At 67.4% G+C, this 22400-nt stretch carries 19 protein-coding genes and 1 pseudogene; 11 read left to right on the top strand and 9 right to left on the bottom strand.

The window, feature by feature from the left end; all coding sequences use genetic code 11:
* Positions 1-5 precede the first annotated feature (5 nt).
* Positions 6-4058 carry a type VII secretion protein EccCa gene (gene eccCa / locus ACWDTI_RS03620; RefSeq protein WP_449736669.1) on the top strand — a complete coding sequence of 1351 codons (4053 nt, stop codon included), beginning with the start codon at positions 6-8 and terminating at the stop codon, positions 4056-4058.
* Positions 4059-4069: 11 nt separating this feature from the next.
* Here the strand turns inward: eccCa and ACWDTI_RS03615 are convergent, their stop codons facing one another.
* Positions 4070-5503, bottom strand: coding sequence for an LCP family glycopolymer transferase (locus ACWDTI_RS03615; RefSeq protein WP_449736668.1), 1434 nt, complete (start codon positions 5501-5503; stop codon positions 4070-4072).
* A 133-nt stretch (positions 5504-5636) separates the two neighbouring features.
* On the opposite strand from ACWDTI_RS03615, the gene ACWDTI_RS03610 reads away from it, so the two are divergent.
* Both ACWDTI_RS03610 and ACWDTI_RS03605 read left to right on the top strand, forming a co-directional pair.
* Entirely contained in the window at positions 5637-6527 is an 891-nt protein-coding gene (locus ACWDTI_RS03610; RefSeq protein WP_449736667.1) for an AurF N-oxygenase family protein, read from the top strand.
* Positions 6524-6871, top strand: coding sequence for a DUF4873 domain-containing protein (locus tag ACWDTI_RS03605; RefSeq protein WP_449736666.1), 348 nt, complete (start codon positions 6524-6526; stop codon positions 6869-6871). Before ACWDTI_RS03610 ends, ACWDTI_RS03605 begins: the two co-directional genes overlap by 4 nt.
* A 52-nt stretch (positions 6872-6923) precedes the next feature.
* Here the strand turns inward: ACWDTI_RS03605 and ACWDTI_RS03600 are convergent, their stop codons facing one another.
* The 3 genes from ACWDTI_RS03600 to ACWDTI_RS03590 all read right to left on the bottom strand — a co-directional run bounded on the left by ACWDTI_RS03600 (position 6924) and on the right by ACWDTI_RS03590 (position 10386).
* Positions 6924-8507 carry a DUF222 domain-containing protein gene (locus ACWDTI_RS03600; protein WP_449736665.1) on the bottom strand — a complete coding sequence of 528 codons (1584 nt, stop codon included), beginning with the start codon at positions 8505-8507 and terminating at the stop codon, positions 6924-6926.
* A gap of 285 nt (positions 8508-8792) precedes the next feature.
* Positions 8793-9605, bottom strand: coding sequence for a CPBP family intramembrane glutamic endopeptidase (locus ACWDTI_RS03595; protein ID WP_449736664.1), 813 nt, complete (start codon positions 9603-9605; stop codon positions 8793-8795).
* 25 nt (positions 9606-9630) lie between these two features.
* Positions 9631-10386, bottom strand: a complete 756-nt coding sequence (locus tag ACWDTI_RS03590) for a DUF2470 domain-containing protein (RefSeq protein WP_449736663.1) — start codon at positions 10384-10386, stop codon at positions 9631-9633.
* Between the two features lie 92 nt (positions 10387-10478).
* Here ACWDTI_RS03590 and pheA point away from each other — a divergent pair, with 92 nt between their 5' ends.
* From pheA to ACWDTI_RS03570, 4 genes are all read left to right on the top strand, one after another.
* A complete protein-coding gene (gene pheA / locus ACWDTI_RS03585; protein ID WP_449736662.1) occupies positions 10479-11423 on the top strand; it encodes a prephenate dehydratase in 945 nt (314 codons plus the stop codon).
* Complete coding sequence (locus ACWDTI_RS03580) at positions 11423-12085, top strand: histidine phosphatase family protein (RefSeq protein WP_449736661.1); 663 nt, start codon at positions 11423-11425, stop codon at positions 12083-12085. The genes pheA and ACWDTI_RS03580 overlap by 1 nt, the downstream gene beginning before the upstream one ends.
* A gap of 7 nt (positions 12086-12092) precedes the next feature.
* Positions 12093-12380: a copper resistance CopC family protein gene (locus ACWDTI_RS03575; RefSeq protein ID WP_449736948.1), complete on the top strand. Its 288-nt coding sequence runs from the start codon at positions 12093-12095 to the stop codon at positions 12378-12380.
* A gap of 110 nt (positions 12381-12490) precedes the next feature.
* A complete protein-coding gene (locus tag ACWDTI_RS03570) occupies positions 12491-13876 on the top strand; it encodes an MFS transporter (RefSeq protein ID WP_449736660.1) in 1386 nt (461 codons plus the stop codon).
* 314 nt (positions 13877-14190) lie between these two features.
* Here the strand turns inward: ACWDTI_RS03570 and ACWDTI_RS03565 are convergent, their stop codons facing one another.
* Both ACWDTI_RS03565 and ACWDTI_RS03560 read right to left on the bottom strand, forming a co-directional pair.
* The gene (locus ACWDTI_RS03565) at positions 14191-14541 is read right to left on the bottom strand and encodes a metallopeptidase family protein (protein ID WP_449736659.1); all 351 of its coding nucleotides are present in this window, start codon (positions 14539-14541) and stop codon (positions 14191-14193) included.
* Positions 14542-14545: 4 nt separating this feature from the next.
* Entirely contained in the window at positions 14546-15634 is a 1089-nt protein-coding gene (locus ACWDTI_RS03560; RefSeq protein WP_449736658.1) for a septum formation family protein, read from the bottom strand.
* 67 nt (positions 15635-15701) lie between these two features.
* On the opposite strand from ACWDTI_RS03560, the gene serS reads away from it, so the two are divergent.
* Genes serS through ACWDTI_RS03540 form a run of 4 tightly spaced genes read left to right on the top strand, consistent with a single transcriptional unit; the run spans position 15702 to position 19492 of the window.
* A complete protein-coding gene (gene serS / locus ACWDTI_RS03555; RefSeq protein ID WP_449736657.1) occupies positions 15702-16958 on the top strand; it encodes a serine--tRNA ligase in 1257 nt (418 codons plus the stop codon).
* A gap of 16 nt (positions 16959-16974) precedes the next feature.
* Positions 16975-17721: a glutamine amidotransferase gene (locus ACWDTI_RS03550; protein WP_449736656.1), complete on the top strand. Its 747-nt coding sequence runs from the start codon at positions 16975-16977 to the stop codon at positions 17719-17721.
* Complete coding sequence (locus ACWDTI_RS03545; protein WP_449736655.1) at positions 17718-18650, top strand: EamA/RhaT family transporter; 933 nt, start codon at positions 17718-17720, stop codon at positions 18648-18650. Before ACWDTI_RS03550 ends, ACWDTI_RS03545 begins: the two co-directional genes overlap by 4 nt.
* Positions 18647-19492: a hypothetical protein gene (locus tag ACWDTI_RS03540; protein WP_449736654.1), complete on the top strand. Its 846-nt coding sequence runs from the start codon at positions 18647-18649 to the stop codon at positions 19490-19492. Before ACWDTI_RS03545 ends, ACWDTI_RS03540 begins: the two co-directional genes overlap by 4 nt.
* Positions 19493-19501: 9 nt before the next feature.
* Here ACWDTI_RS03540 and ACWDTI_RS03535 read toward each other — a convergent pair whose 3' ends face one another.
* The 3 genes and pseudogenes from ACWDTI_RS03535 to ACWDTI_RS03525 all read right to left on the bottom strand — a co-directional run.
* Complete coding sequence (locus ACWDTI_RS03535) at positions 19502-20149, bottom strand: TetR/AcrR family transcriptional regulator (RefSeq protein WP_449736653.1); 648 nt, start codon at positions 20147-20149, stop codon at positions 19502-19504.
* A gap of 264 nt (positions 20150-20413) precedes the next feature.
* The gene (locus ACWDTI_RS03530; RefSeq protein WP_449736652.1) at positions 20414-21664 is read right to left on the bottom strand and encodes an arginine deiminase; all 1251 of its coding nucleotides are present in this window, start codon (positions 21662-21664) and stop codon (positions 20414-20416) included.
* A 27-nt stretch (positions 21665-21691) separates the two neighbouring features.
* Positions 21692-22252 (bottom strand): annotated as a pseudogene (locus ACWDTI_RS03525) (arginine-ornithine antiporter); the annotation flags it as partial.
* Positions 22253-22400: the final 148 nt, after the last annotated feature.

The raw sequence follows: 22400 nt of genomic DNA, 5'->3' as shown, positions 1-22400 counted from the left end.
GGGCCATGGCGACGACTGGCTTTGTGCGGCGACCACGGATTTCGCCGCCGCGCACGCCGGGGGGCGAGGTGGCGGTGCAGCCACCACCCGACGTACCGCGGGTGATTCCCGGCAGCATCATGATGAAGATGCTGCCGATCATCATGATTCTGGCGATCGTCGGCATGATCGCGATGATGTTCACCGTCGGTGGCCGGTCGATGCTGACCAACCCGATGATGCTGATGTTCCCGATGATCATGGTCATGTCGACACTCGGCATGTTCATGGGCGGTGGCCGTTCCGGCGGCAAGAAGGCCGCCGAGCTCAACGAGGAACGCAAGGACTACTTCCGCTATCTCTCGCAGCTCCGCGACGATGTGAGCGCCACCGGTACCGCGCAGCGCCAAGCCCTCGAATGGAGCCACCCCGAACCCAAGGCCCTGCAGGGTGTGGTGGGCAGCCGCCGCATGTGGGAACGACGCCCCGGCGATCACGACTTCGGCAACGTCCGGGTGGGTCTCGGCAGCCAGCGCCTCGCCTCCCGGCTGATGCCGCCGGAGACCGGTCCACTCGAGGACCTCGAGCCGGTGTCGACCGTCGCGCTGCGCCGGTTCGTCCGCACCTACTCCGTCGTGCATCGCCTGCCGACCGCGGTGTCGCTGCGCGGGTTCCCGGCGATCAGCATCGCCGGCCGCCGCCAGGAGACCCGTGCGCTCGTCCGTTCCATGGTCATGGAGCTGTGTGCCTTCCACGGGCCGGATCATCTGCGGATCGGGATCGTCTGCGCCGACGCGGAAGCCGAGTCGTGGTCGTGGACGAAATGGTTGCCGCAACTGCACCACCCGTCCAGACGCGACGCGGTCGGCGCCGAACGCATGCTCTACGGATCGGTCGCCGAACTCGAGGAGGCCATCGCCGCCGACCTGCTCGACCGCGGGCGGTTCTCCCGCACCGCACCACCCACGCCGGGACGGATCCACTACGTGGTCATCATCGACGACGGCTACGTCAACGGTGACGAACGGCTCATCAGCGACGCCGGCATGGACGGCGTGACGATCATCGACATGACCGCCGCGCCCGACGGTCTGGCTGCTCGGCGTGGTCTGCGGCTCGTGGTGAACGAGGGCACGATCGCCGCGATCGGTGCCGCCGGTGCGGAAACCTTCGCCGACATCGACACGATCTCGGTGGCCGACGCCGAGGTGTTCGCCCGGGCCATGTCGCGCTACCGCATCGCGACCGCCGCCCAGATCGTCAGCCTCGAACAGGATTCCTCGCCGGTCGATCCCGGCCTGATGGCGTTGCTGAAGATCCCGGACGCCAACCTCATCGACCCCAACGTGGTGTGGCGCCCCCGGACCCCGCGGGAACGCCTGCGGGTGCCGATCGGTGTATCGCAGAACGGCACACCCGTCGAGATCGACATCAAGGAAGCGGCCGAGAACGGCATGGGCCCGCACGGGCTGTGCATCGGGGCTACCGGATCTGGAAAATCGGAATTCCTTCGGACACTTGTCCTTTCGATGATCACTACGCATTCGCCGGACGCGTTGAACCTGGTGCTGGTGGACTTCAAGGGTGGCGCGACCTTCCTCGGTCTCGACTCGGCGCCGCATGTCGCGGCCGTCATCACCAACCTCGAAGAGGAACTGGCGATGGTCGACCGCATGAAGGACGCACTCTCCGGCGAGATGAACCGCCGCCAGGAATTGCTGCGCGCCGCAGGTAATTTCGCGAATGTCGGAGACTACGAACGTGCCCGTGCGGCGGGACAGCCGCTCGAACCGCTGCCCGCGCTGTTCATCGTCGTCGACGAATTCTCCGAACTCCTCTCGCAGAAACCGGATTTCGCGGAACTGTTCGTCGCGATCGGCCGGCTGGGGCGTTCGCTGCACATGCACCTGCTGCTGGCGTCGCAGCGCCTGGAGGAAGGCAAACTGCGCGGACTCGACAGCCACCTGTCGTACCGGATCGGCCTGAAGACGTTCTCCGCGAACGAATCCCGCACCGTGCTGGGCGTGCCCGACGCCTACCACCTGCCGAGCATCCCGGGCTCCGGCTACCTCAAGTGCGACTCGTCGGATCTCATCCGATTCAACGGCTCTTACGTGTCGGGGCAGTACACCACACCGGATTCGGTGCCCGAGAGCAGCGGCGCCGGCCGGCAGAGCCGCATGAAGATGTTCACCGCCGGCCGGGTACCGATCGACTGGGACGACGAACCCGAGACCGCCGCGCCCGCACTCGCGTCCGGGCTGCCGTCACTCGAGGAACTCGAGGCGCCACTGCCGTCCAAGCCGGCCGTCGGACCGACGCTGCTCGACGTCGTCGTGTCCCGGTTGGCCGGGCACGGCCGCGCCGCCCACGAGGTGTGGCTGCCGCCGCTCAACGAGTCCCCGACGGTGGACATGCTTGTGCCGTCGGCGGATTGGCGAGAGGGCACCAATCAACTCGGCGGCCTGCAGTTCCAGATGGGCGTCGTCGACCGGCCCTACGACCAGCGACGCGACGTGCTGGTCCTCGACGTCGGGGGTGCCGCGGGCAACGTGGCGATCGTCGGCGGACCGCAGTCGGGCAAGTCGACCGCACTGCGCACCATGATCATGTCCGCGAGCGCCACCCATACGCCCGAGCAGGTGCAGTTCTACTGCCTGGACCTCGGCGGTGGCACGCTGTCGGGCCTCGCGGAGTTGCCGCACGTCGGTGTGGTCGCCACCCGGTCCGACGCCGACGGGGTCCGGCGGACGGTGGCCGAACTCGCGACGCTGCTGCGTGAGCGCGAGGAGCGGTTCCGGGAGATCGGCGTCGAGAGCATGCGGGACTTCCGCAAACGCAAGGCCGCGGTGCTCACCGGCGTCGCCGGCGCCGATCGGGACCCGGTGGCCGCCGACGGATTCGGCGACGTGTTCCTGGTCATCGACAACTGGGCGGCGTTCCGGACGGACTTCGAAGCCCTCGAGGGCACCGTCACGACGCTCATCAACCAGGGCCTGACCTACGGCATCCACGTGGTGCTCACCGCCTCCCGATGGGGCGAGATCCGTCCGGCCATCAAGGATCTCATCGGTTCCCGGCTGGAACTGCGGCTCGGTGACCCGATGGAATCGGACATGGCCCGCAAGATCGCGGCGCTCGTGCCGCAGGGACGCCCGGGCCGCGGTATCTCGCCCGACGCCTTGCATCTGCTTGTCGGTCTTCCGCGACTCGACGGCGACAGCAACCCCGACACACTCACCGAGGCCGTCGCCTGGTCGGTCGATCAGCTGCGCCAGATCTATCCGGGGCGCACCGCGCGTCGCGTGCGCAAGCTCGGCTTGCATCTGTCACGAGCCGAGATGTATGCGCGGGCAAACGAAATGGGCATGCGGCTCGGCCCGTCGCAGATCCCGATCGGTCTCGGCGAGAACGAACTGGCGCCGCTGGTGCTCGACTTCGACGCACAGCCACTGCTGATCACCTTCGCCGATAACGAATCCGGAAAGACAACACTGTTGCGCAACGTCGCCATGGGGCTGATGGAGCAGGGGGATCCGACCCGCAACAAGATCGTGCTGATCGACTACCGGCGCACCATGCTCGGCGTTGTCGAGGGCGAACATCTGGCCGGTTACGCGACCTCCGGTCAGGCGGCGGGCCCGATGATGATGCAGCTGCAGCAGGTTCTCCAGGGACGTCTGCCCGGGCCGGATCTGACCCAGCAGCAACTGCGCGATCAGAGTTGGTGGGACGGCCCGAACGTCCATGTGCTGATCGACGACTACGACATGGTGGCGTCGGCATCGAGTGGAAATCCGTTGGCCGCGTTGAGTGAACTGTTGCCGTCGGCGCGTGACATCGGTCTGCGGATCGTGGTGTGCCGCCGCTCGGGTGGTGCGAGCCGCGCGCTGTTCGACCCGGTGCTGGGCAAGATGAAGGACCTCTCCGGCGACCTGCTGCTGATGAGCGGTGACCGCGACGAAGGAAACATCGTGGGCCGCACCAAGATGCAGAAGTTGCCGGCGGGCCGAGGCGAGTTCATCTCGCGGGCCCGCGGGCACGAGATGGTGCAGATCTGCGAGTTGCCGCCGCTGTAGTACTCGGGCGTTCAGCCGACCGCGCCGCCGCCGGTCGACAGCAGATCCTCGGGAACGGCTGTGCCCGTGCGGATGTGGTCGAAGAACTGTGTGGTCGAGTCGTCGACGACGAGAGCGTCACCGTCGTCGGTGTACTCGTCGCCGCCGGTGGGCGTGGTCGTGGTGATGGGGTTGCCCCGCAACATGAGTGCCAGCATGAACAGATTCCAGATGTGATCGCGCTTGTCGACGGTGACCGCGTTGACCGCACCGTTGACGAACGGGATCAGCCGGAACGGGTTCAACAGCACGGCCGGGCTGGTGGCCTTGGCCATCAACGCGCTCAGGAACTTTCGCTGGTTGACGACCCGTTCGAGGTCTGCGTTCGGGAAGGCTCGGGTGCGCACCAGGCCGAGCGCCTGCTGGCCGTTGAGGTTCTGGCAACCCGCCGGCAGGTTCAGTCCCGCCTTCGGATCGTTCAGCGGCTGATCGAGGCACATGCGGACGCCGCCGACGGCGTCGACCAACTGGTCGAATCCGCCGAAGCCGATCTCGGCGTAGTGATCGATGTGGACACCGGTCAGCCCCTCGACCGTCTGGACGAGCAGTTGGGGGCCGCCGAAGTTGAATGCCGCGTTGATCTTGTGCGACCCCATGCCGGGGATCGGGACATAGAGGTCACGCGGAATGCTGGTGATCATCGCTTTACCGCCCGGCCGCTTGGACACCAGCATGATGGTGTCGGTGCGCGAGCCGTCACTGTCGCCGGTGGACAGTTCCTTCTTCTCCTCGGCGGACAGATCCGATCGGGAGTCGGTGCCGACGATCAGCCAGTTGGTTCCCGGGGTGTCGGCCGGGCGCCCCGCGTAGGCGGCGAGCGCGTCGGTGCGATGCAACTGGGAGTCGTAGTAGAAGACGAGTCCCACGGAACCGACGACGAGCACCAGCAGCATCACCAGGATCATGCGGCCGATGCGCATCTTGCGACGGCGACGCGGCTTCGCCGTCGCGCCCGCCGGCTTCCGCGGGGACGCGCCGTCCGATCCACGCGACGATGCCGGCGGGCGGGGCGGGGGTGGCGTACTGCGGACCGGGTCGGTCCGGCGCGGCTCGGTGCGGCGCCGCGCGGGATCACGGGTCGGCGCGGCCGGAATCGGCTCGGGCCGCTGGGTGGGGGCGTACCGGGTGCCTGCGCGTGACGGCTGGTCGGGAGCGTTCGACCAGGCCAGAGGCGGCTGGTAGCGCTGGCCGGCGGGCGATGCGGCGCGCTGGGTCGGCCGATTGTCGCGGGGCGGAAGGTTGCGCGGCGGCCCCGGTGCGGGGGCCGGTGCCGGGGGTGGCGGCGGTACCGGCCGGCGATGGCTGCGCACCGGCGGACCTGGCTGGCCGGGGTCGCCGGAGCGCCGCGCGGGGCCCTGCGGAGGCGGGGCGCCACGTCGCATCATCGGCGGCTCTGGCTGGTTCATCCCAACCAATGTACGCATCGCAGGTGGTGAGCAATGCACCCATCATTGACTGTAACAGTGAGTGTTGACACGTTTTGCGACTTCGTTCTAGTGTCGGAAGTCACAGCTGCCGCGTCGCCAGGGAGGTCTGAAGATGAGCACCACCGTCGAGCGCGAGGCCATCGCCCGTCGACTGATCAACGGGTCGGTGAAGCGGTCGTACTCGCCGATCGTCGACCTGGATTGGGACTCACCCCCGCGGCCCGGCCGGTACTTCCTGCCGCCGACGGTGCTGACCCTGGTGGGCACCGACATCTGGGAGGGACTGTCGGAGGAGCAGCGCATCGAGGTCTCCCGTCACGAACTCGCCAACATCCTCTCGGTGGGGATCTGGTTCGAGAACCTGCTCAACCGCACGCTGCTCGCCCGGCTGATGAAGGCCGACCCGTCGTCGGCGGCCACGCACTATGCCTTGACCGAGATGGGTGACGAGTGCCGGCACATGGTGATGTTCGGCCGCGCCATCGACTGGTCCGGCGCCCGGCCGTTCCGGATGCGACTCGACGAACGTCTCGTCATGGCTCTCTTGCCGTATGCGCTGCGCGGCAGTCTGTTGTGGGTGGCGGCGCTCGTCGGCGAGGAGATCTTCGACGCCCTGCAGCGGGAGATGCTCGACCATCCGGAATTGCAGCCGCTGGTCGCGAGACTGATGCAGGTGCACGTGGCCGAGGAAGCCCGCCACATCGGGTTCGCCCGCGACGGAATCATGCGGCGCAAGCCGATTCGAGGCAGGTGGGAGACCTTCGTGGCCTCCAACGGCCACGCCGTCGCCGGACTCACGTTCCGTCGCCTGTTCACCAACCCCGCGATGTATCGCCGCGCCGGACTCGACGGGCGCGAGGCGGCGAGGGCGGCGCGGGCCAACCCGCACTTCCACGAGGCGCAGATCCGTGGATTCGCCTCGCTGGCAGCATTTTTCGAGGAGGCGGGGCTGATGTCGCGGTTGTCCCGGTACGGCTGGCGGCGCGGCGGGTTCCTGCCGTGATCCGTCGTGGCGTGAAGGACGGCTTCGTGGTGCTCGGCGCCGGATCGATCGACGACGAGGTCTTCGACGGTGACGTCATCCTTGCCACCGACGACGACCAGATCGTCGCCCGCGCCCGGCTGCTCGGCCACCTCGACCCGCTCGACGGGCACTACCATTGGGCGGGAACGGTTTTCGGGCCGTCGGTACGCTCATGGAAGGAAGCCCGGGTGACGCGGGTGTCCGTCGCGGTCCCCGGTGGCGAACCGGCCGAGGCCCGGCTGACCGAGATCACGCCGTCCGGTGACGTCCGGGTGGTGGGCGCGGGGGTGCCGCCGTATCCGCTCGAGTCGTTGGTCGTTTGACCCTTCGTTTCTCGGCTATGGCGAGCGAGGAACGAGCGAGCGTCTCGAAGCGTCACCCGAGGTTGACGACGGTGACTGACCATCCCGCGGCGATCAACCGGGGGATGCGTCGGCGTTCCTCGGGGTGACCGGGCGGTCCGGTCGGGGTTTTGGGTTCGGTTGTGGCCGAACGATTCTGGGCCGGTCGGGTCTGGTCGGTCCGGTGCAGGTGGCGGGTGAACGCTTCGGCGACCTCCCGGGTGCGATCGATGCGCACCCGCGGCCGACCCTTACCGTTGCCGCGTCGGGTGTTGCGCGTCCAGGCCGGGCGGCCGGCGTCGGGCCCGGTCTTGATGATGTGGGTCGACCACTGGCCGGGCTTGTCGCCGACCATCCGATTGTGGGTGGGGCACGCGGCGGCCAGATCCTGGACGTCGGTGAGCCCGCCGTCTTTCCAATCCTGTTCGGCGTGGTGGGCTTCGGTGTGGGTGAACGGCTGACTGCAACCCGGGCAGGTACAGGTGGCGCCGTCACGGGCCAGCAGCATCATCCGCTGGGCCTGAGTGGCGAACCGGTTGGCCCGCCCCAGGTACAGCGGTTGGGCGGTGTGGTCGGCGAAGACGGCGAGGTGCTGGTGGGCTTCGGCGGCCAGTTCGATCACGTCGGCGATCGGCAGCAACGCACCACCGACGGTGGACGCCACCCCGGCCCGCTCGCGCAGTTCGGTTTCGGAGATGGTGATGATCAGATGCGGCGGCAGGCCGCGATGACTCTTCCCGAGCAGGCCACCGTCGGCGACCGCCTGCAGCAGCGCGTGCAGGGCATCGTGATTACGTTGCCCGGGCGTGCGGAGGTCCCGCTCGGCGGCCTGCTTCAGGGCCTCGGGATCGGCATCGTCCTTGCTGCCCTTGGGCGAGGCCTCGTCGGCCGGGTTGTTCATGCCCGGCGCCGCCCACGCATCGAGCACCACATCCAACAACGCCCGGGTGACCGGATCCAACTGGCCTTCGAGGGCACTCATCAGTTGGGCGTCCTGCTTGGACAGGTGCAGGCTGCGTCGCCGGGCCCGATCCTTCTCGTCGGTCAGGGCGCCGTCGGGATCGAGGTGAGCCAGCAGCCGCGCACCGAGGGTGGTCAACTCTTTCGGGGTGTGCACGCGGGCGTAGTCGGCCATCAGTTCTTCCGCCGCGGCGCGTTGCTCGGCGTCGAGTGTGGTGGGGAGTTTGTCGAGCACCCCGATCACGGTCACCGCATGGTCGACGCCGATCGCACCCTCGGCGAACGCCTCCGCCAGGGTCGGGCACTGCGGGTCCAACTTCTCACCCGACAGCGCGTGCAACGACAACAGCGCCGCCATCTGCTTACGCCGGCGGCCGGTATCGGTGATCCGCAGCCGGTCCACCATGAAATCGGTGAGCGACCGGTACCCTTCCTCGCCGACCACGTTGCGGTCCGAACAGTCCAGCAACCGCTGCAACCCCATAAAGCTCATCCGCCGCGCGGAGCGTTCATGGACTTCGGCGACCGCCACGACCTCGTCGTAGGAGGCCGGGGTGGCATCGGCGGCGGCGATCCGATCCAACACATCGTCGAGTTCACGGTAGAGCGACACGATGCCGGTGTCAGTGCCGTCGGTGGTTGTGGTGTTACTGGTCATCGAGTCCCCCTCTCGATCGCATCGAACGTATGTTCGAGTATAGCGGCGACCGAGTCCGGTGGCAAGGGGTCTTCATGGTGGATGGGAACGCCCCTTCGCGGCAGGTCGTGGGTAATGCGAGCGCATCCTAAAGCGGCTGGCGCCTCGCATCTCAGCGATCCGGGGGCGAACTGGTGTCCCGCACCTCATCAAGGCCCTGGGGCCGGGGCGGTGGCCAACCGATCCTTATCAGGAGCCCCGCGCGAACGAGCGGGCGTCACGAGGGGCTCGGTCCCGCGGCGCCACTCACCCAACCCACCCCAGGTGGTCGTGCAGCAGTGCGTACCCGACGAACGCGACCACGTCCATCACCGCATGCGCGACGACGAGCGGCCAGACGCGTGCGGTGAGCTGAAAGTAGCGGCCGAAGACCAGGCCCATCGCGATGTTGCCCAGGCCGGCCCCGACACCCTGGTAGAGGTGGTAGCCGCCGCGCAGCACCGCGCTTGCGGCCAGCGACCCGTTTTCCGGCGCACCCAACTGACGCAGACGCGTGATGAAGTAGGCGACCACGACGATTTCCTCGGCCGCGGCGTTGCCGATCGCGATCAGGATCAGGACCGGCCATCGCCACCAGACGCCGTCGACCTCGCTGGGCACGAGGTGCGCGTTTATGCCCAGGGCGCGGGCGATCGCGACCAAAGCCAGTCCGGGGAGCCCGATCACGGCGGCCAACGCGAGGCCGGGCGGCACATCGCGTCGGCGGGGCGCCCAGCGCGCCAACCCGACCCGGTCCAGGCCGATTCCGCTGCGCCACAACAGGTAGGCACCCAACCCGCCGATGGCGAAGAGTCGTATGGCACTCATCAGCTGCCGCGTGAAGTCGATCCACCCGAGATTCGAACGGACCGGGTTGAGCGCGACGGTCGTGTTCCCGATGCCACCGGAGAGCTGGGCTTCGATGAGCGAGAGCGCCGCCGCGATCGCGGAGAACGCGAATGTCAGAATCCCGACGATGACGAGCTCGATGACGATGCCCCGCCGCTCGATCGGGTCGGACACCCGTGCGATCGGATCGCGTGGGTGCGGATTCAGCAGCTCACGCAGCGGGACAGCCATGCGGCCACCCTACGGAGCGCAGAAATCACTCCGGCAAGCTGTTGATGAACGGGCACCCGGCGAGACCGCGCAACGCCTGCGAGAGTTCGTAGACGTCGGTGACCGGTCGAGGGAACGGCAGTCGGACGTCGGAGTCGCCGGATGGGCCTTCGACGCGGAAGCGGATGCCGAACCGGTCGAGTCCGAGTGGGCGTACCCGCCCGTCCCGCAGATTCCTGGGCAGCTTGCGGGCCAACTGTCCGACGACGTCGGCATGATCGGCGTCGAGGTGGGCGATCCATCCCGATTCGTACTCCCAGAACGGGTCGGGTGCCGCGGTGGCCAACTCGAGAGCGGGGACCGATGCCGCGCCGGATCCGGTGGCGATCACCGCGTTGTCGACCTGCAGCCGCAGCATCGAGTAGCCGTGGCCGAGGTCGAGGAGTCCGTCGTCGGGGTGTTCGGCAGCGATCTCGAGCGCGAGGTCTCGTTCGAGATTCGCCGGGACGGCATGCAGGCGGCCGTTGAGCCAGATCAGGGAGCGCACACGCTCCCGCAGGTCGATGGGCGCGCAGTCGGTCACCTCGACCATCGCCGGTAATCCGTCGTGGCTGTCGCTCACCAGCACTGTCGCGTCACCGTCGGTCGGGACCAGCACAAACGCCTGCGACTCGAACAGGTGCACCACGTTGACGGGCGTCGGGTCGGCTCCCTCGACGGCCAATGTCGCGCCCTGCACGCGGCGACAGGCGGTCTGGATCAGTTCGGCGTCCGTCGGACGGTCGGTGATGGCGCGGGTCATGCGGGCTCCCTTCAATGTAGGTAACCCTAACCTAAGTGATCGGATCGTGAGACGTCAACGGGTCTGTCACGGTGCTCGATTACTCTTTGGGTGTGTCCGTGTACGCCTACTTCGGTCCTCCGGGAACCTTCACCGAGATGGCCCTCGACAAATTTCTCGCGCGCCCAGCCCTGCCATCGGACCCGGATCCTGGCAATGCGCAGAAGGTCGCCACCACCAGCCCCGCCGCGACCATCGAGATGGTCCGCTCGGGCGCCGCTGCGTTCGGTTGCGTGCCCATCGAGAGTTCGGTCGAGGGTGCGGTGCCGGCGACTGCCGACGCATTGGTCCCGCCCGGAACCGACTCGGACGGCCGGGTGCAGATCTTCGCGGAGGTCATACTCGACGTCGCGTTCACGGTGGCCGCGCGTGAGGCCATGTCGGCCTCCGACGTCCGGACGGTCGCGGCCTACCCGGTCGCGGCCGCGCAGGTGCGTGACTCGGTGGAAAAGCTCTATCCCGGAGCGGAATTCGTCACCGCATCGTCGAATTCGGCTGCTGCGCAGGATGTTGCGGCCGGGCATGCCGACGTCGCCATCACCACGCCGCTCGCCGCGGAGATCTCGAATCTGGTGATTCTGGCCGACGGGGTTGCCGACGCCGCCGACGCGGAGACCCGATTCCTGCTCATCGGACGCCCCGCTCCGCCGCTGCCGCCCACCGGTCACGACCGCACCTCGGTGATCCTCGACCTGCCGAACGTGCCCGGCAGCCTGATGACCGCGATGAACGAGTTCGGCTCGCGCGGAATCGATCTCACACGCATCGAGTCACGTCCGCGCAAGGACAAGCGTGGCTCCTACCATTTCTACCTCGATGCCATCGGGCATCTCGACGACGACGCCGTCGGCGAGGCCCTGCGTGCGCTGTATCGTCGCAGTGACCGTGTGGTGTATCTGGGCTCATGGCAGGCGGATCGCGCCGCCGGTGCGCTGCCGCCGGACCATCGCGAGTCCGTTCGGTGGTTCGAATCCCTTCAGCGCGGAGACGGATTCTAGTGGCGCGACTGCATCTGGTCCGTCACGGTGAGACCACCTCCAACGTCATGCGCCGCCTCGACACCGCACTGCCCGGCGCGGCGCTCACCGATTTCGGTGTGCGCCAAGGGGTTCGCTTCGCGCTGGAGAACGCACATCCGGAGCCGGTGACCCTCGTCAGCTCGGCCGCGCGGCGCGCGCAGCAGACCGCCGAGTTGATCGGATCGGTGTGGGGTGTGGAACCCGTTGTGGCCGAGGGTATCCACGAGGTTCAGGTCGGGGAGCTCGAGGACCGCTTCGACGACGACGCGCACGGCGTGTTCAAGGACGTCGTCGGGCGTTGGCACCGCGGTGAGCTCGACGCACGCCTACCCGGCGGCGAATCGTTGGCCATGGTGTATCAGCGGTATCTGCCCGTCGTCGACGACCTCACGCGCCGTTTCCTGGCCGCCGACGATCCGCAGGACGTCTACATCGTCAGCCACGGTGCGGCCATCCGGCTCATCGCGGCGCATCTCGGCGACATCGACCCGGCCTTCGCCGCCGGCACGCATCTGCAGAACACCGGCAGTATCGAACTCGAGTATCGCGACGGGCTGTGGGTGGTGCACCGCTGGGGCGCGGTCACCGGACCGTTCGGCGCGCGCGTGGACGAGCCGTTGGTGACCGACCCGATGGGGTGATCGACAAATCCAACCCGGGCGCGAGTGCACCTCTGAGCGACCACAGCCTGCGGCGTCTCATCGCTTATCTAGCAGCACTCCCGGCGACGGCGCCACGGTTGATACGCTGCCGCAACGTGTCTCGTTGACGTTCAACGAGGACATTCAACCGAGTTTCGGTGCGTTGTCGGTCATCGGCCCTGACAACACTGGGTACGGCTCGCCCGTTGGAGGAGCCGCGCAGTGGTTCGCCAGTGGCGACCGGGGTGGCGTGGCCATCCGGCCTGACCTACTATCTATGCATGTGCGCAGATAGTGAAGTTTCGGGGCTCGGGCGATGTGCACGTTGATCTGGTCGTCGCTGACCGGTTTGCACTCTCGGTCAATAGTGTTGTGCGGTAACAACGTATGCACGCGGGTGTGCTGATGTCGTTGTCATCTGGCCGGGGTGCGTTCGCGGCCCAAGGATCAGCGCGTGCGTTGTTCGGTATCCGCGACTACCGTCACTTGTTCACTGCGCAGGTGGTCGCGTTGTTCGGGACGGGGATGACCACGGTCGCTCTGGGTCTGCTGGCCTACGATCTGGCCGGAGCGAGAGCGGCTGCGGTCCTCGGAACAGCGTTGACCATCAAGATGGTTGCCTACGTGGTGATCGCGCCGATCGCGGGGGCCTTCGCCGATCGGGTACCGCGCCGGTTGATGTTGGTGAGCTTGGATGTGGTGCGGGCGTTGGTGGTTCTGGCGTTGCCGTGGATCGATCAGGTGTGGCAGATCTACGTGCTCGTCGCGGTCTTGCAAACGGCGTCGGCGGCATTCACTCCGACGTTCCAGGCAGTCATTCCCGATATCGTGCCCGCGGAGAACCAATACACACGGGCACTGTCGGCATCGCAACTGGCTTCCACCATGGAGTCCTTGCTCAGCCCGGTACTGGCAGCGCTCGCGCTGATGGTGATGAGCTACAACTGGCTGTTTCTCGTCACCGTGGTCGGGTTCCTCGGATCAGCGGCTTTGGTCGTGTCCACCTCGATCCCCAATGCCCAACGCAGCCAACGGGATGGCATCTTCGACCGCACTGTCGCCGGAATCCGTGTCTTCCTGGCCACCCCGCGCCTGCGTGGCGTCTTCGCCCTCGACCTCGCCGTGGCCGGAGCAGGATCGATCGTGATGGTCAGTACCGTGAACGTGGTGCGCGACCACCTGCACGGCACACAGTCCGATGTCGCATGGCTGCTCGTCGCGTCCGGCACCGGGACGATGGTGGTAGCACTGCTGCTGCCCCGGCTTCTCGATCGACTACCCGTACGGCCGGTGATGTTCACCGGTGGCGGATTGCTGATCATCGCCGCCGCTGCAGCGGTACTGATGATCCTGATCCCCGCCGCAACCACATGGCCCGTTGCGGTGGTCATCTGGTTGGCGATCGGCGTCGGCATGAGCCTGGCCCTCACCCCCATCGGACAGGTACTGCGCAGATCATCGGCGCCGCCCGACCGGGCAGCGGTATTCGCGGCACAATTCTCGCTGTCCCACTTGTGTTGGTTGGTGACATACCCGATCGCCGGATGGCTGGGTATCGCACTCGGATTCGGCCCCGCCTGGATTGTGCTGGGCTGCTTGAGCGTAACCGGCGTCATTGTCGCCGCCCTGGTGTGGCCACGCAACGATCCCGTCGAGATCGAACACACCCATGCACTCGACGACGCGGACCCAGAACACGTCACCGATGCCACCCTTGTCAGCGCGGGATTGGTCAGTCACCGACACGACTTCGTGATCGACACCGCACACATGCGGTGGCCGAACAGTTGACCCGTGGCTGGGCCAACAGCCAGTGTCTCGAATACGACCGTTCGGGACACATAGGTTTCGAAACGCTCATCCAGGCAGCGGGTCGTCTCAAAACTCATGTCCGCAACCGGTGCTTCATAACTCGGCGAGTCGGTGAGTACAGAGACACTCGGGTACTCGGGAGAGTGGGCAGTCTCTCGGCTCTGCGCGCGTGTCCACTGCACCAACAAAGGAACTCATTCTCGCCGAGCGGTGCTGCGCGTTGCCGCACGAGAGACTTCGGCTGGTCGACGTCGTTGAGAGGACATCGGCACTCACCGAGCGGGCTCCCACCCTCAGCCCCACCCATTCGCATGCAACCACTCGTCACTGATGCCGAAATGATGCGCGATTTCGTGGATCACCGTCACCGCCACCTCGCGCACGACCTGCTCGCGGGTGTGACATATCGCCAGGATCGAATCGCGATAGATCGTGATCGTGTCGGGGAGGAAGCCACCGTAGTCGTGGTCACGCATGGTCAGCGCCACACCGTGATACAGCCCGAGGATGTGCGGGGATTCCGGGTGGCGCGGCTCCACCAGGATCACCACATTGGACATGTTGTCGGTCAACTCGGACGGAATGGTGTCCAGCGCGTCGGACACCAGTCCGTCGAAGTCGTCGTCGGACATTCGGACAGCCATCGACTCACCCGGCGGGTGCCGGGACCTCCTCCGGGTTCGGCGCGACCCCGGGCGGCAACGGCACCGGAGTCGGCAGCGCGCGGCCCGGTGGCGCGGCGGGCGGTGGCACCGGCAGCTTGCCGTTGATCAACAGCGTCGACCGCGCGTCGCCCACGAGCGTGGCGAACCCGCCGCCGTCGGGCAGGCCCAGATAACAGACCACCGTGCGGCTGCCGGCCAGCCAGCTGGGCTCGGCGAGCACCGACCACTGCACGTTCAGCGTCGACGCATCCAGCTTGTTCTTGCCACCCATGAACCGGGTCGCCTGCACCGGGCAGATGGACGCCAGATAGTCGTTCTGCGCCGCCACGGGCGGCCACGGCTTGCCCGACCGGGCGTCGCCGAACTTCACCGCCAGGTTGACCGTGCCGGTGGTCTGGAACGCGTGCGGCTCGGTGCAGCTCACCGGGTATCCGGTCGGCTTCTTGGTGGGGGGATCGATGCCGATGCAGGTACCGGCCGGCCACGCGAACGACTGGTCCTGATCGGCCACGCGGCCGACGAACTGATCGGGCGTGCCGTCCTTCCCGGTCTGCTGCAGCCCGCAGCGCAGCTCCCGCGCGCCCTTGTCCCACTGGGCCTGCGACGGATACATCATGCCGACGGAGAATCGGCCCTGCGGGTCGAGCCGGCCGTTGAGGTAGGCGTCGACGATGACCGGGCACTGTTCGTCGCGGATCGCGGCGAACCGATCCACGCCGGGCCAGGTGGCGCTCTCCCCGAACTCCGCACCGGGGAACTGGGCGGTGTTCAGCGGTCCGGCGACCTCGAACCGATGCCTCTGCTCGCACCCTACCTTGGACGGATTGCCCGGGTCACCCTGCGCCCAGTCCAGGCAGTCGCCGGCCACCGACTGGGTGAACGCATTCTCCGCGAGACGCTCGTTCTCGCCGATGTCGGTGCCGCCGACGCTGCCACTGTCGTTGAACACCCCCATCGCCAGCGCGACGGCCCCTGCCACGATCGCGCCGATGACCACTGCGGACAGGATCAGGCGGACCGGATTGGACAGCAGTCTGCGTTGCCAGTCGGGGTGCTCGTCGTTGGAAGTCATCGGCATCCATCATGCCTGGCGCCGTCAGCGTCAGGTAAGCGATCGCATCCCGGTAGGGTTCTGCATTGTGATCGACCTGAAGATTCTGCGTGACAATCCCGACGTCGTGCGCGCATCGCAACGCACCCGCGGCGAGGACCCCGGCCTGGTGGACGCACTGCTCGACGCCGATGCCGCCCGCCGCGCCGCCATCGTCGAGGCCGACACGTTGCGGTCGGAACAGAAGGCGCTCGGCAAGCAGGTCGGCAAGGCGCAGGGCGACGAGAAGCAGGCACTGCTGGCCAAGGGCAAGGATCTCGCCGAGCAGGTCAAGGCGGCCGTCGCCCGGCAGTCCGAAGCCGACCAGGCCGCCGAGTCGGCGCATCGGGCCATCTCCAACATCGTGGAGGACGGGGCACCGGCCGGTGGCGAGGACGACTTCGTGGTCCTCGAGCACGTCGGTGAACCGCGGGAGATCGAGAACGCCAAGAACCACCTCGAACTCGGCACGTCGCTGGGCCTGTTCGACATGGAGCGCGGGGCCAAGGTCTCCGGCTCGCGTTTCTACTTCCTCACCGGCCAGGGCGCGATGCTGCAACTCGGCTTGCTGACCATGGCCGCGCAGAAGGCCGTCGCCAACGGGTTCACGCTGATGATCCCGCCGGTCCTGGTGCGTCCGGAGGTGATGGGCGGCACCGGCTTCCTCGGCGCACACTCCGACGAGATCTATCACCTCGAGGAGGACGACCTCTACCTCGTCGGCACCTCGGAGGTGCCGCTCGCCGGCTACCACATGGACGAGATCATCGACCTGTCCGCGGGCCCCAAGCGCTACGCCGGATGGTCGAGTTGCTTCCGCCGCGAGGCGGGCAGCTACGGCAAGGACACCCAGGGCATCATCCGGGTGCACCAGTTCGACAAGGTCGAGGGCTTCGTCTACTGCAGGCCCGAGGACGCCGCCGCCGAACACCAGAAGCTGCTGGGCTGGGAGAAGGACATGCTCGCCGCGATCGACGTGCCCTACCGGGTCATCGACGTCGCGGGCGGCGACCTCGGATCGTCGGCGGCCCGCAAGTTCGACTGTGAGGCGTGGGTGCCCACCCAGAACCGCTACCGCGAACTCACCTCGACGTCGAACTGCACCACCTTCCAGGCCCGACGACTCTCGATCCGTTACCGCGACGAGAACGGCAAACCCCAGGTCGCCGCGACGCTCAACGGCACGCTGGCCACCACCCGCTGGATCGTCGCGATCCTGGAGAACCACCAGCAGCCCGACGGCACGGTCAAGCTGCCGCCCGAGCTGGCGCGATTCGTCGGGACCGAGGTACTCGCACCCGCCTGAGCCCCGACCGCCGACCGTGCCGAAGCCATTCCTGCTGCTCTCCATCCGCGCCGACGACGACGCCGCGGATGAAGAGTACGCCGCGTTCGTCAGGTTCAGTGGCCTCACCGACCGCGACCTGATCCGGGTGCGCACCGAACGCGGGCCGATCGGTGACATCGACCTCGACGACTACGCCGGGATCATGGTCGGCGGCGGACCGTTCAACGCGAGCGATCCCGATCACCTCAAGGAGCCGGTCCAGCTGCGGGTGGAGGCCGAGCTCGCCGCTTTGCTCGACCGGATCGTCACCCGCGACAGCTGGTTCCTCGGGGCGTGCTACGGCATCGGGCTGCTCGGCACCCATCAGGGCGCGGTGGTCGACCGGACATTCTCCGAGCCGATCAGCGCGGTGCCGGTCACCCTCACCGACGCCGGCCGCACCGACCCCCTGTTCGGCGTGTTGCCGTCGACGTTCGACGCGTTCGTCGGCCACAAGGAGGCGATCACCGAACTGTCGGCGGGGGCGGTGACGCTGGCCTCCTCGCCGACCTGCCCGGTGCAGGCCTTCCGTGTCGGCTCCCGCGTGTATGCGACCCAATTCCATCCCGAACTCGACGTCGACGGCCTCTGCACGCGCATCACGACCTACCGGCACCACGGCTACTACGACCCGGCCGAACACGATGCGCTGCAGGCGATGGCGAGAGCCAGCGTCGTCACACATCCGCCGGAACTGTTGCGCCGCTTCGTCGAACTCGCGAGAGGAACCGATCAACGGTGACCCTCGGCATCGTCATCGCGGTGATCGGTTCGCTGTCGTTCGCGGCCGCGGCCGTCCTGCAGGCGCTCGGCGCCGATCAGGTGGCCCAACGCGCGGCCATCCGCGAGGAGCGGCGACAGTCGGCGAAGGCGCACCCGTCCCTGCGCTCGACCGTGGCGACCATGCTGACCGTCCCGTTCCTGATCGGATTCGCCTTCGACATCGTCGGATTCGTGTCGACGATCCTGTCGGCGCGGCTGATCCCGTTGTTCTTGTCTCAGACCATCATCTCCGCACGCCTGGTCGCGACCGCCCTGCTGGCCATGGTGGTGCTGCACGTCTCGCTGACGACGCGCGACTGGATCGCGGGCAGCGTCGTGGTGGCGTCGCTGGTGTTGCTGGCGGTGTCCGCCGGCAGCGAGGGCACGGTGAGCGAGACCTGGATGCACTGGGCGGTGCTGGTGGCCGGGCCGGGACTGTTCGTGCTCGGTCTGGTCGTGATGCGCACCGTGCACCGGCACATCGCCGCGGCCACGGGGCTGATCGCCGGAGCGGTGTTCGGGGTGATGGCCGTCGCCTCCCGCATCCTCGACGGCCTCGACCCCTTCCACCCGGGTGAGCTGTTCACCGACCCGGCACTGTACGCGCTGCTGTTCAGCGGGATCGGCGGCTTCTACCTGTTCACGGTGGCGCTGCAGACCGGTTCGGTGAACGGGGCGGCCGCCGCGCTCGTCGTCGGCCAGACCGTGCTGCCCGGCGCGGTGGGCATCTGGTTCCTCGGCGACACGACCCGCCCCGGGTGGGGTCTGGTCGCGGTGATCGCCTTCGCCGGCGCGGTGGCCGGCGGCGTGGTGCTGGCGTCGTCGGGGGCGGTGACGGCGGTGGAATCCGGGGACGCGACGAATCTGCCTGCCGGCTATGGGCATCTGCCCCGGGAGGGGCGGCGGTGATCATCGGGATACTCGCGGCGGTGATCGGGGCCCTGGCCTATGGCACGGCCTCGGTGTTGCAGGCGCGTGGCGCGCAGAGTGTGGACACCCACGACGACGCCGTGCCCACCCTGCGCTCGACCATCACCGCCATGCTCACCGTCTGGTTCCTGGCCGGCATGGCGCTCGACGTCGTCGGTTTCGCGGGCTCGCTGGTGTCGGCCCGCCTGATCCCGTTGTTCCTGTCGCAGACCATCATCAGCGCGAATCTGGCCGTCACCGCCGTCCTCGCGGTCGTATTCCTGCACGCACGACTGTCGCGTCGTGACTGGACGGCCATCGGGGTCGTCGTCGTGGCACTCGTGGTGCTCAGTCTCACCGCGGGTGAGGAAGGGCATGGCGGCAACCACGACGTACTGGGCTGGGTGGTGCTCCTCGTGGCGATCGGATTGTTCGCGGTGACCGCGGTGCTCATCCGCACACTCGGCAACCGGGTCGCGATCGTCGCGGGACTCGTCGGCGGTGTCCTGTTCGGCATACTCGCGATCGCCGTGCGTATCCTGCCCGGCGTCGACCCATTCGATGCCGGCGCGCTGCTGACCAGTCCGGCCTTCTACGCGCTCCTGGTCGGCGGGGGAGGGGGCTTCTACCTCTTCACCGTCGCACTGCAGACGGGGTCGGTGCAGGGCGCGGCGGCGGCGATCGTGGTGGGCGAGACAGTGATCCCGGGTGCCGTCGGCATCCTGGTCCTCGGCGACACGACCCGGGCCGGCTGGGGGATCGTCGCGCTGATCGCGTTCATCGCGGCGGTGGCCGGGGCGGTCACGGTCGCGTCCTCGCCGGTGGTGGCGCAGACCCAGTAGCGTGGCCGGTCAGGTTCCCGACCCGTGCGGTGCGCGCGCACGGACGAACGACTTGATGATCTGCATCAGCATGTCGACCACTGCATCCTGATCCGGGCGCGGCGAGCTGCCCGTCCACAGGTGACCCGCCTCGGTCAGCGCCCCGACGAACGCGGCTGCCTCGTAATCCCAGTCGAACTGCGACTCCGTCAGGTCGGGTGCGATCATGTTGGCCATCGCCGAGAAGAACGTGCTCCATTCGGAGCGCGCCGCCAGCCGGTGGGCTTCCACGCGTGGACTCACCCCACCCACCTCGATGAACGCGACCCGCATCCTGCGCGGGTCGGACGCCACCGAATCGAAGAACGCGGCGATCCCCGGCCGGACCCGATCCAGCACGTCGGTGACCGATTCGTCGACGGAGGCCAGTGCCGTCAGCACCGCGGCGCGTGCCTCGGCGTGGATCATGTCGTATACCGCGATCAGCAGATCCTCGCGGCTGTCGAAGAGCTCGTAGAACTGCCGGCGCGACAGCCCGGCGGCACTGCAGATCGCCGACACGGTTCCCTGCGCGTACCCCTGGGTGCCGAACACGCCCAGCGCAGCCGCCATGAATCGGTCGGATCGTTCGGCTTGGCGTTCGGCGACCGACCGACCGCCATACGAGCGCTGTGCCACGCCTCTACGATAGGCGACGATCGCCCATCGATTCGGTTGGCGCGCAATTCAAGTCCCTCAACACCGACCATCGGGCGCACGGTGGCTCCCCGCCGTCGGACGCGTTCGGCCCGGGCAGATGACTGAGCGTGCTCAGTTACCAAGCTGCCCTTGATGGTTGAGACGAGTCGGCCTCCCGAAGGGGCAAACCGACAGTCCGCCTGAATAATTCGTTCGTTTGCCAAACATTCGGGCGGATAGGGCGCGTGCCCGTGTCGGAGCGTGTCAGGCGGGCAACGGGTCGCGGATCAGTGGACAGGTCATGCAATGCCCACCGCCGCGGCCGCGGCCGAGTTCGGCCCCGACGATGGTGATGACCTCCACGCCCTGCTTGCGCAGCAGCGCATTGGTGTAGGTGTTGCGATCGTAGGCGAACACCACGCCCGGTTCGACGGCGACGAGGTTGTTGCCGCTGTCCCACTGCTGGCGTTCGGAGGCATACGCGGTGCCGCCCGCTTCCACCACCCGCAGTCCGTCGAGGTCGAGCGCCTTCTGCACCACCTTGAGGAAGTGATCGGTCTCGGAAATGACGTCGAGCCCCAGCGCCGTGTCACTCGGGACCAGGGTGAACGGCCGCACCGCATCGATGATGGCGGGATACACCGACACCAGGTCACGATCGGCGAACGTGAACACGGTGTCGAGGTGCATGGCCGAGCGCAACTTCGGCATCCCGGCCACGACGACCTTCTCGGCTGCGCCGCTGGCGAACAGATCGAGCGCGACCTGGGTGACGGCTTGCCGCGAGGTACGTTCGCTCATCCCGATCAGCACCACCCCGTTGCCCGGAACCAGGACGTCGCCGCCCTCGATTGTCGCCGCGCCCCAGTGTTTTTCGGGATCACCCCACCACACGGTGGAGCCGACGAAGTCGGGATGGAACTCGTAGATCGCCTTCATCAGCAGTGTCTCGTCGTGGCGCGCCGGCCAGAACAACGGATTGAGCGTCACGCCGCCGTAGATCCAGCAGGTGGTGTCGCGGGTGTAGAGGGTGTTGGGCAGGGGAGGCATCAGATACTCGCCGCGGCCGGTTGCCTCGTCGACCAGCGAGATGTAATTGCTCGGCCGCAGCTCGGTCGGCAGATCCATGGTCGAGAGCCCGCCGATGAGGAACTTGGCGAGTTCGCGGGAGTCGAGCTCGTCGAGGAACTCGCGGGTGGCGGCGACGAGCCCGATGCCGGTGTCGTTCGCGATGATCTTGCGGTCGAGCAGCCAGGTCCGCGCCTCCGGATTGCCCATCGTCTCGGCCAGGACGTTGTGCAGTTCGACGACGTCGACCCCGCGATCGCGCATCTTGGTCATGAAGTCGAAGTGATCGCGTTTGGCGTTCTGCACCCAGAGCACGTCGTCGAAGAGCAGGTCGTCGGCGTTGGTGGGGGTGAGACGTTCGTGCGCGAGGCCGGGCGCACACACGAGTACCTTGTGCAGTCGTCCGACCTCGGAGTGAACTCCGTAGGCCGATGATGGTGCGGTCATGATGTGTCCCTTCTCGATGAACGCGAATCAGTCCGGGTGCGTCGCCGACGGATCGTCGACGTAGTACGAATGCCGTTCCTGCTCTGGATGTTCGAAGGTATCCTCCGATCCTGTTGCCAGGTAGACGATTCCGGAAACGGCCCCGATGACGAACACGCCGAACAGCAGCACCGCCTCTGCACGCCGGAAGATCGGCAGGTCCTGCTCCCGGCGCGCCTTGACGTAGAGAATAGTGCCGAGCGCGCAGAGGATGCACGAAAGCAGCAGCTTGTCCAGGCCGGCCGCCCAGACCAGGAACACCGTGTAGATCACCGCGACGACGGCGATCGCCATGTCCGGCACCCGTTTGGTGCACGACGCACGATTCGTTGGGTCGTCGGCGCTGCGGGCCGGAACGAAGAGGACCTCGGCCACCATCAGCGTCCAGGCCAGGTACGCGCCCAGCACCGACAGGATCACACCGATCCGGATGTACACCGAACCCCACTCTCCGACAAGCGTTTCCAACACCGATGCCATCGACGGTTGGGGGATCTCGGCCAGCTGTCCCTGCGGCATGGCGCCGTAGGAGACCAGGGTGACGAGAGCGCGATGAGCGCACCGAGGACGCCGGTCTCGGTGCCGAATCTTCGCGGCAGCAGGAAGACACAGGAGCCGACCATCGAACGACGACCATCGCGGACAGCGTCGGGAGATTGACCTTCTGGTCGGTGGTCGTTTCGGTTGTCGCGTCCGC

This window comes from Gordonia sp. NPDC003424 (assembly GCF_053588655.1).
This window is presented reverse-complemented; position numbering and strand designations above follow the sequence as displayed.

Bases quoted from the DNA above. Each gene is read 5' to 3' on its own strand.
- eccCa (WP_449736669.1), top strand. From the start codon at position 6: ATGGCGACGACTGGCTTTGTGCGGCGACCACGGATTTCGCCGCCGCGC.
- ACWDTI_RS03615 (WP_449736668.1), bottom strand. From the start codon at position 5,503: ATGAACCAGCCAGAGCCGCCGATGATGCGACGTGGCGCCCCGCCTCCG.
- ACWDTI_RS03610 (WP_449736667.1), top strand. From the start codon at position 5,637: ATGAGCACCACCGTCGAGCGCGAGGCCATCGCCCGTCGACTGATCAAC.
- ACWDTI_RS03600 (WP_449736665.1), bottom strand. From the start codon at position 8,507: ATGACCAGTAACACCACAACCACCGACGGCACTGACACCGGCATCGTG.
- ACWDTI_RS03595 (WP_449736664.1), bottom strand. From the start codon at position 9,605: ATGGCTGTCCCGCTGCGTGAGCTGCTGAATCCGCACCCACGCGATCCG.
- ACWDTI_RS03590 (WP_449736663.1), bottom strand. From the start codon at position 10,386: ATGACCCGCGCCATCACCGACCGTCCGACGGACGCCGAACTGATCCAG.
- ACWDTI_RS03570 (WP_449736660.1), top strand. From the start codon at position 12,491: ATGTCGTTGTCATCTGGCCGGGGTGCGTTCGCGGCCCAAGGATCAGCG.
- ACWDTI_RS03565 (WP_449736659.1), bottom strand. From the start codon at position 14,541: ATGGCTGTCCGAATGTCCGACGACGACTTCGACGGACTGGTGTCCGAC.
- ACWDTI_RS03560 (WP_449736658.1), bottom strand. From the start codon at position 15,634: ATGACTTCCAACGACGAGCACCCCGACTGGCAACGCAGACTGCTGTCC.
- ACWDTI_RS03530 (WP_449736652.1), bottom strand. From the start codon at position 21,664: ATGACCGCACCATCATCGGCCTACGGAGTTCACTCCGAGGTCGGACGA.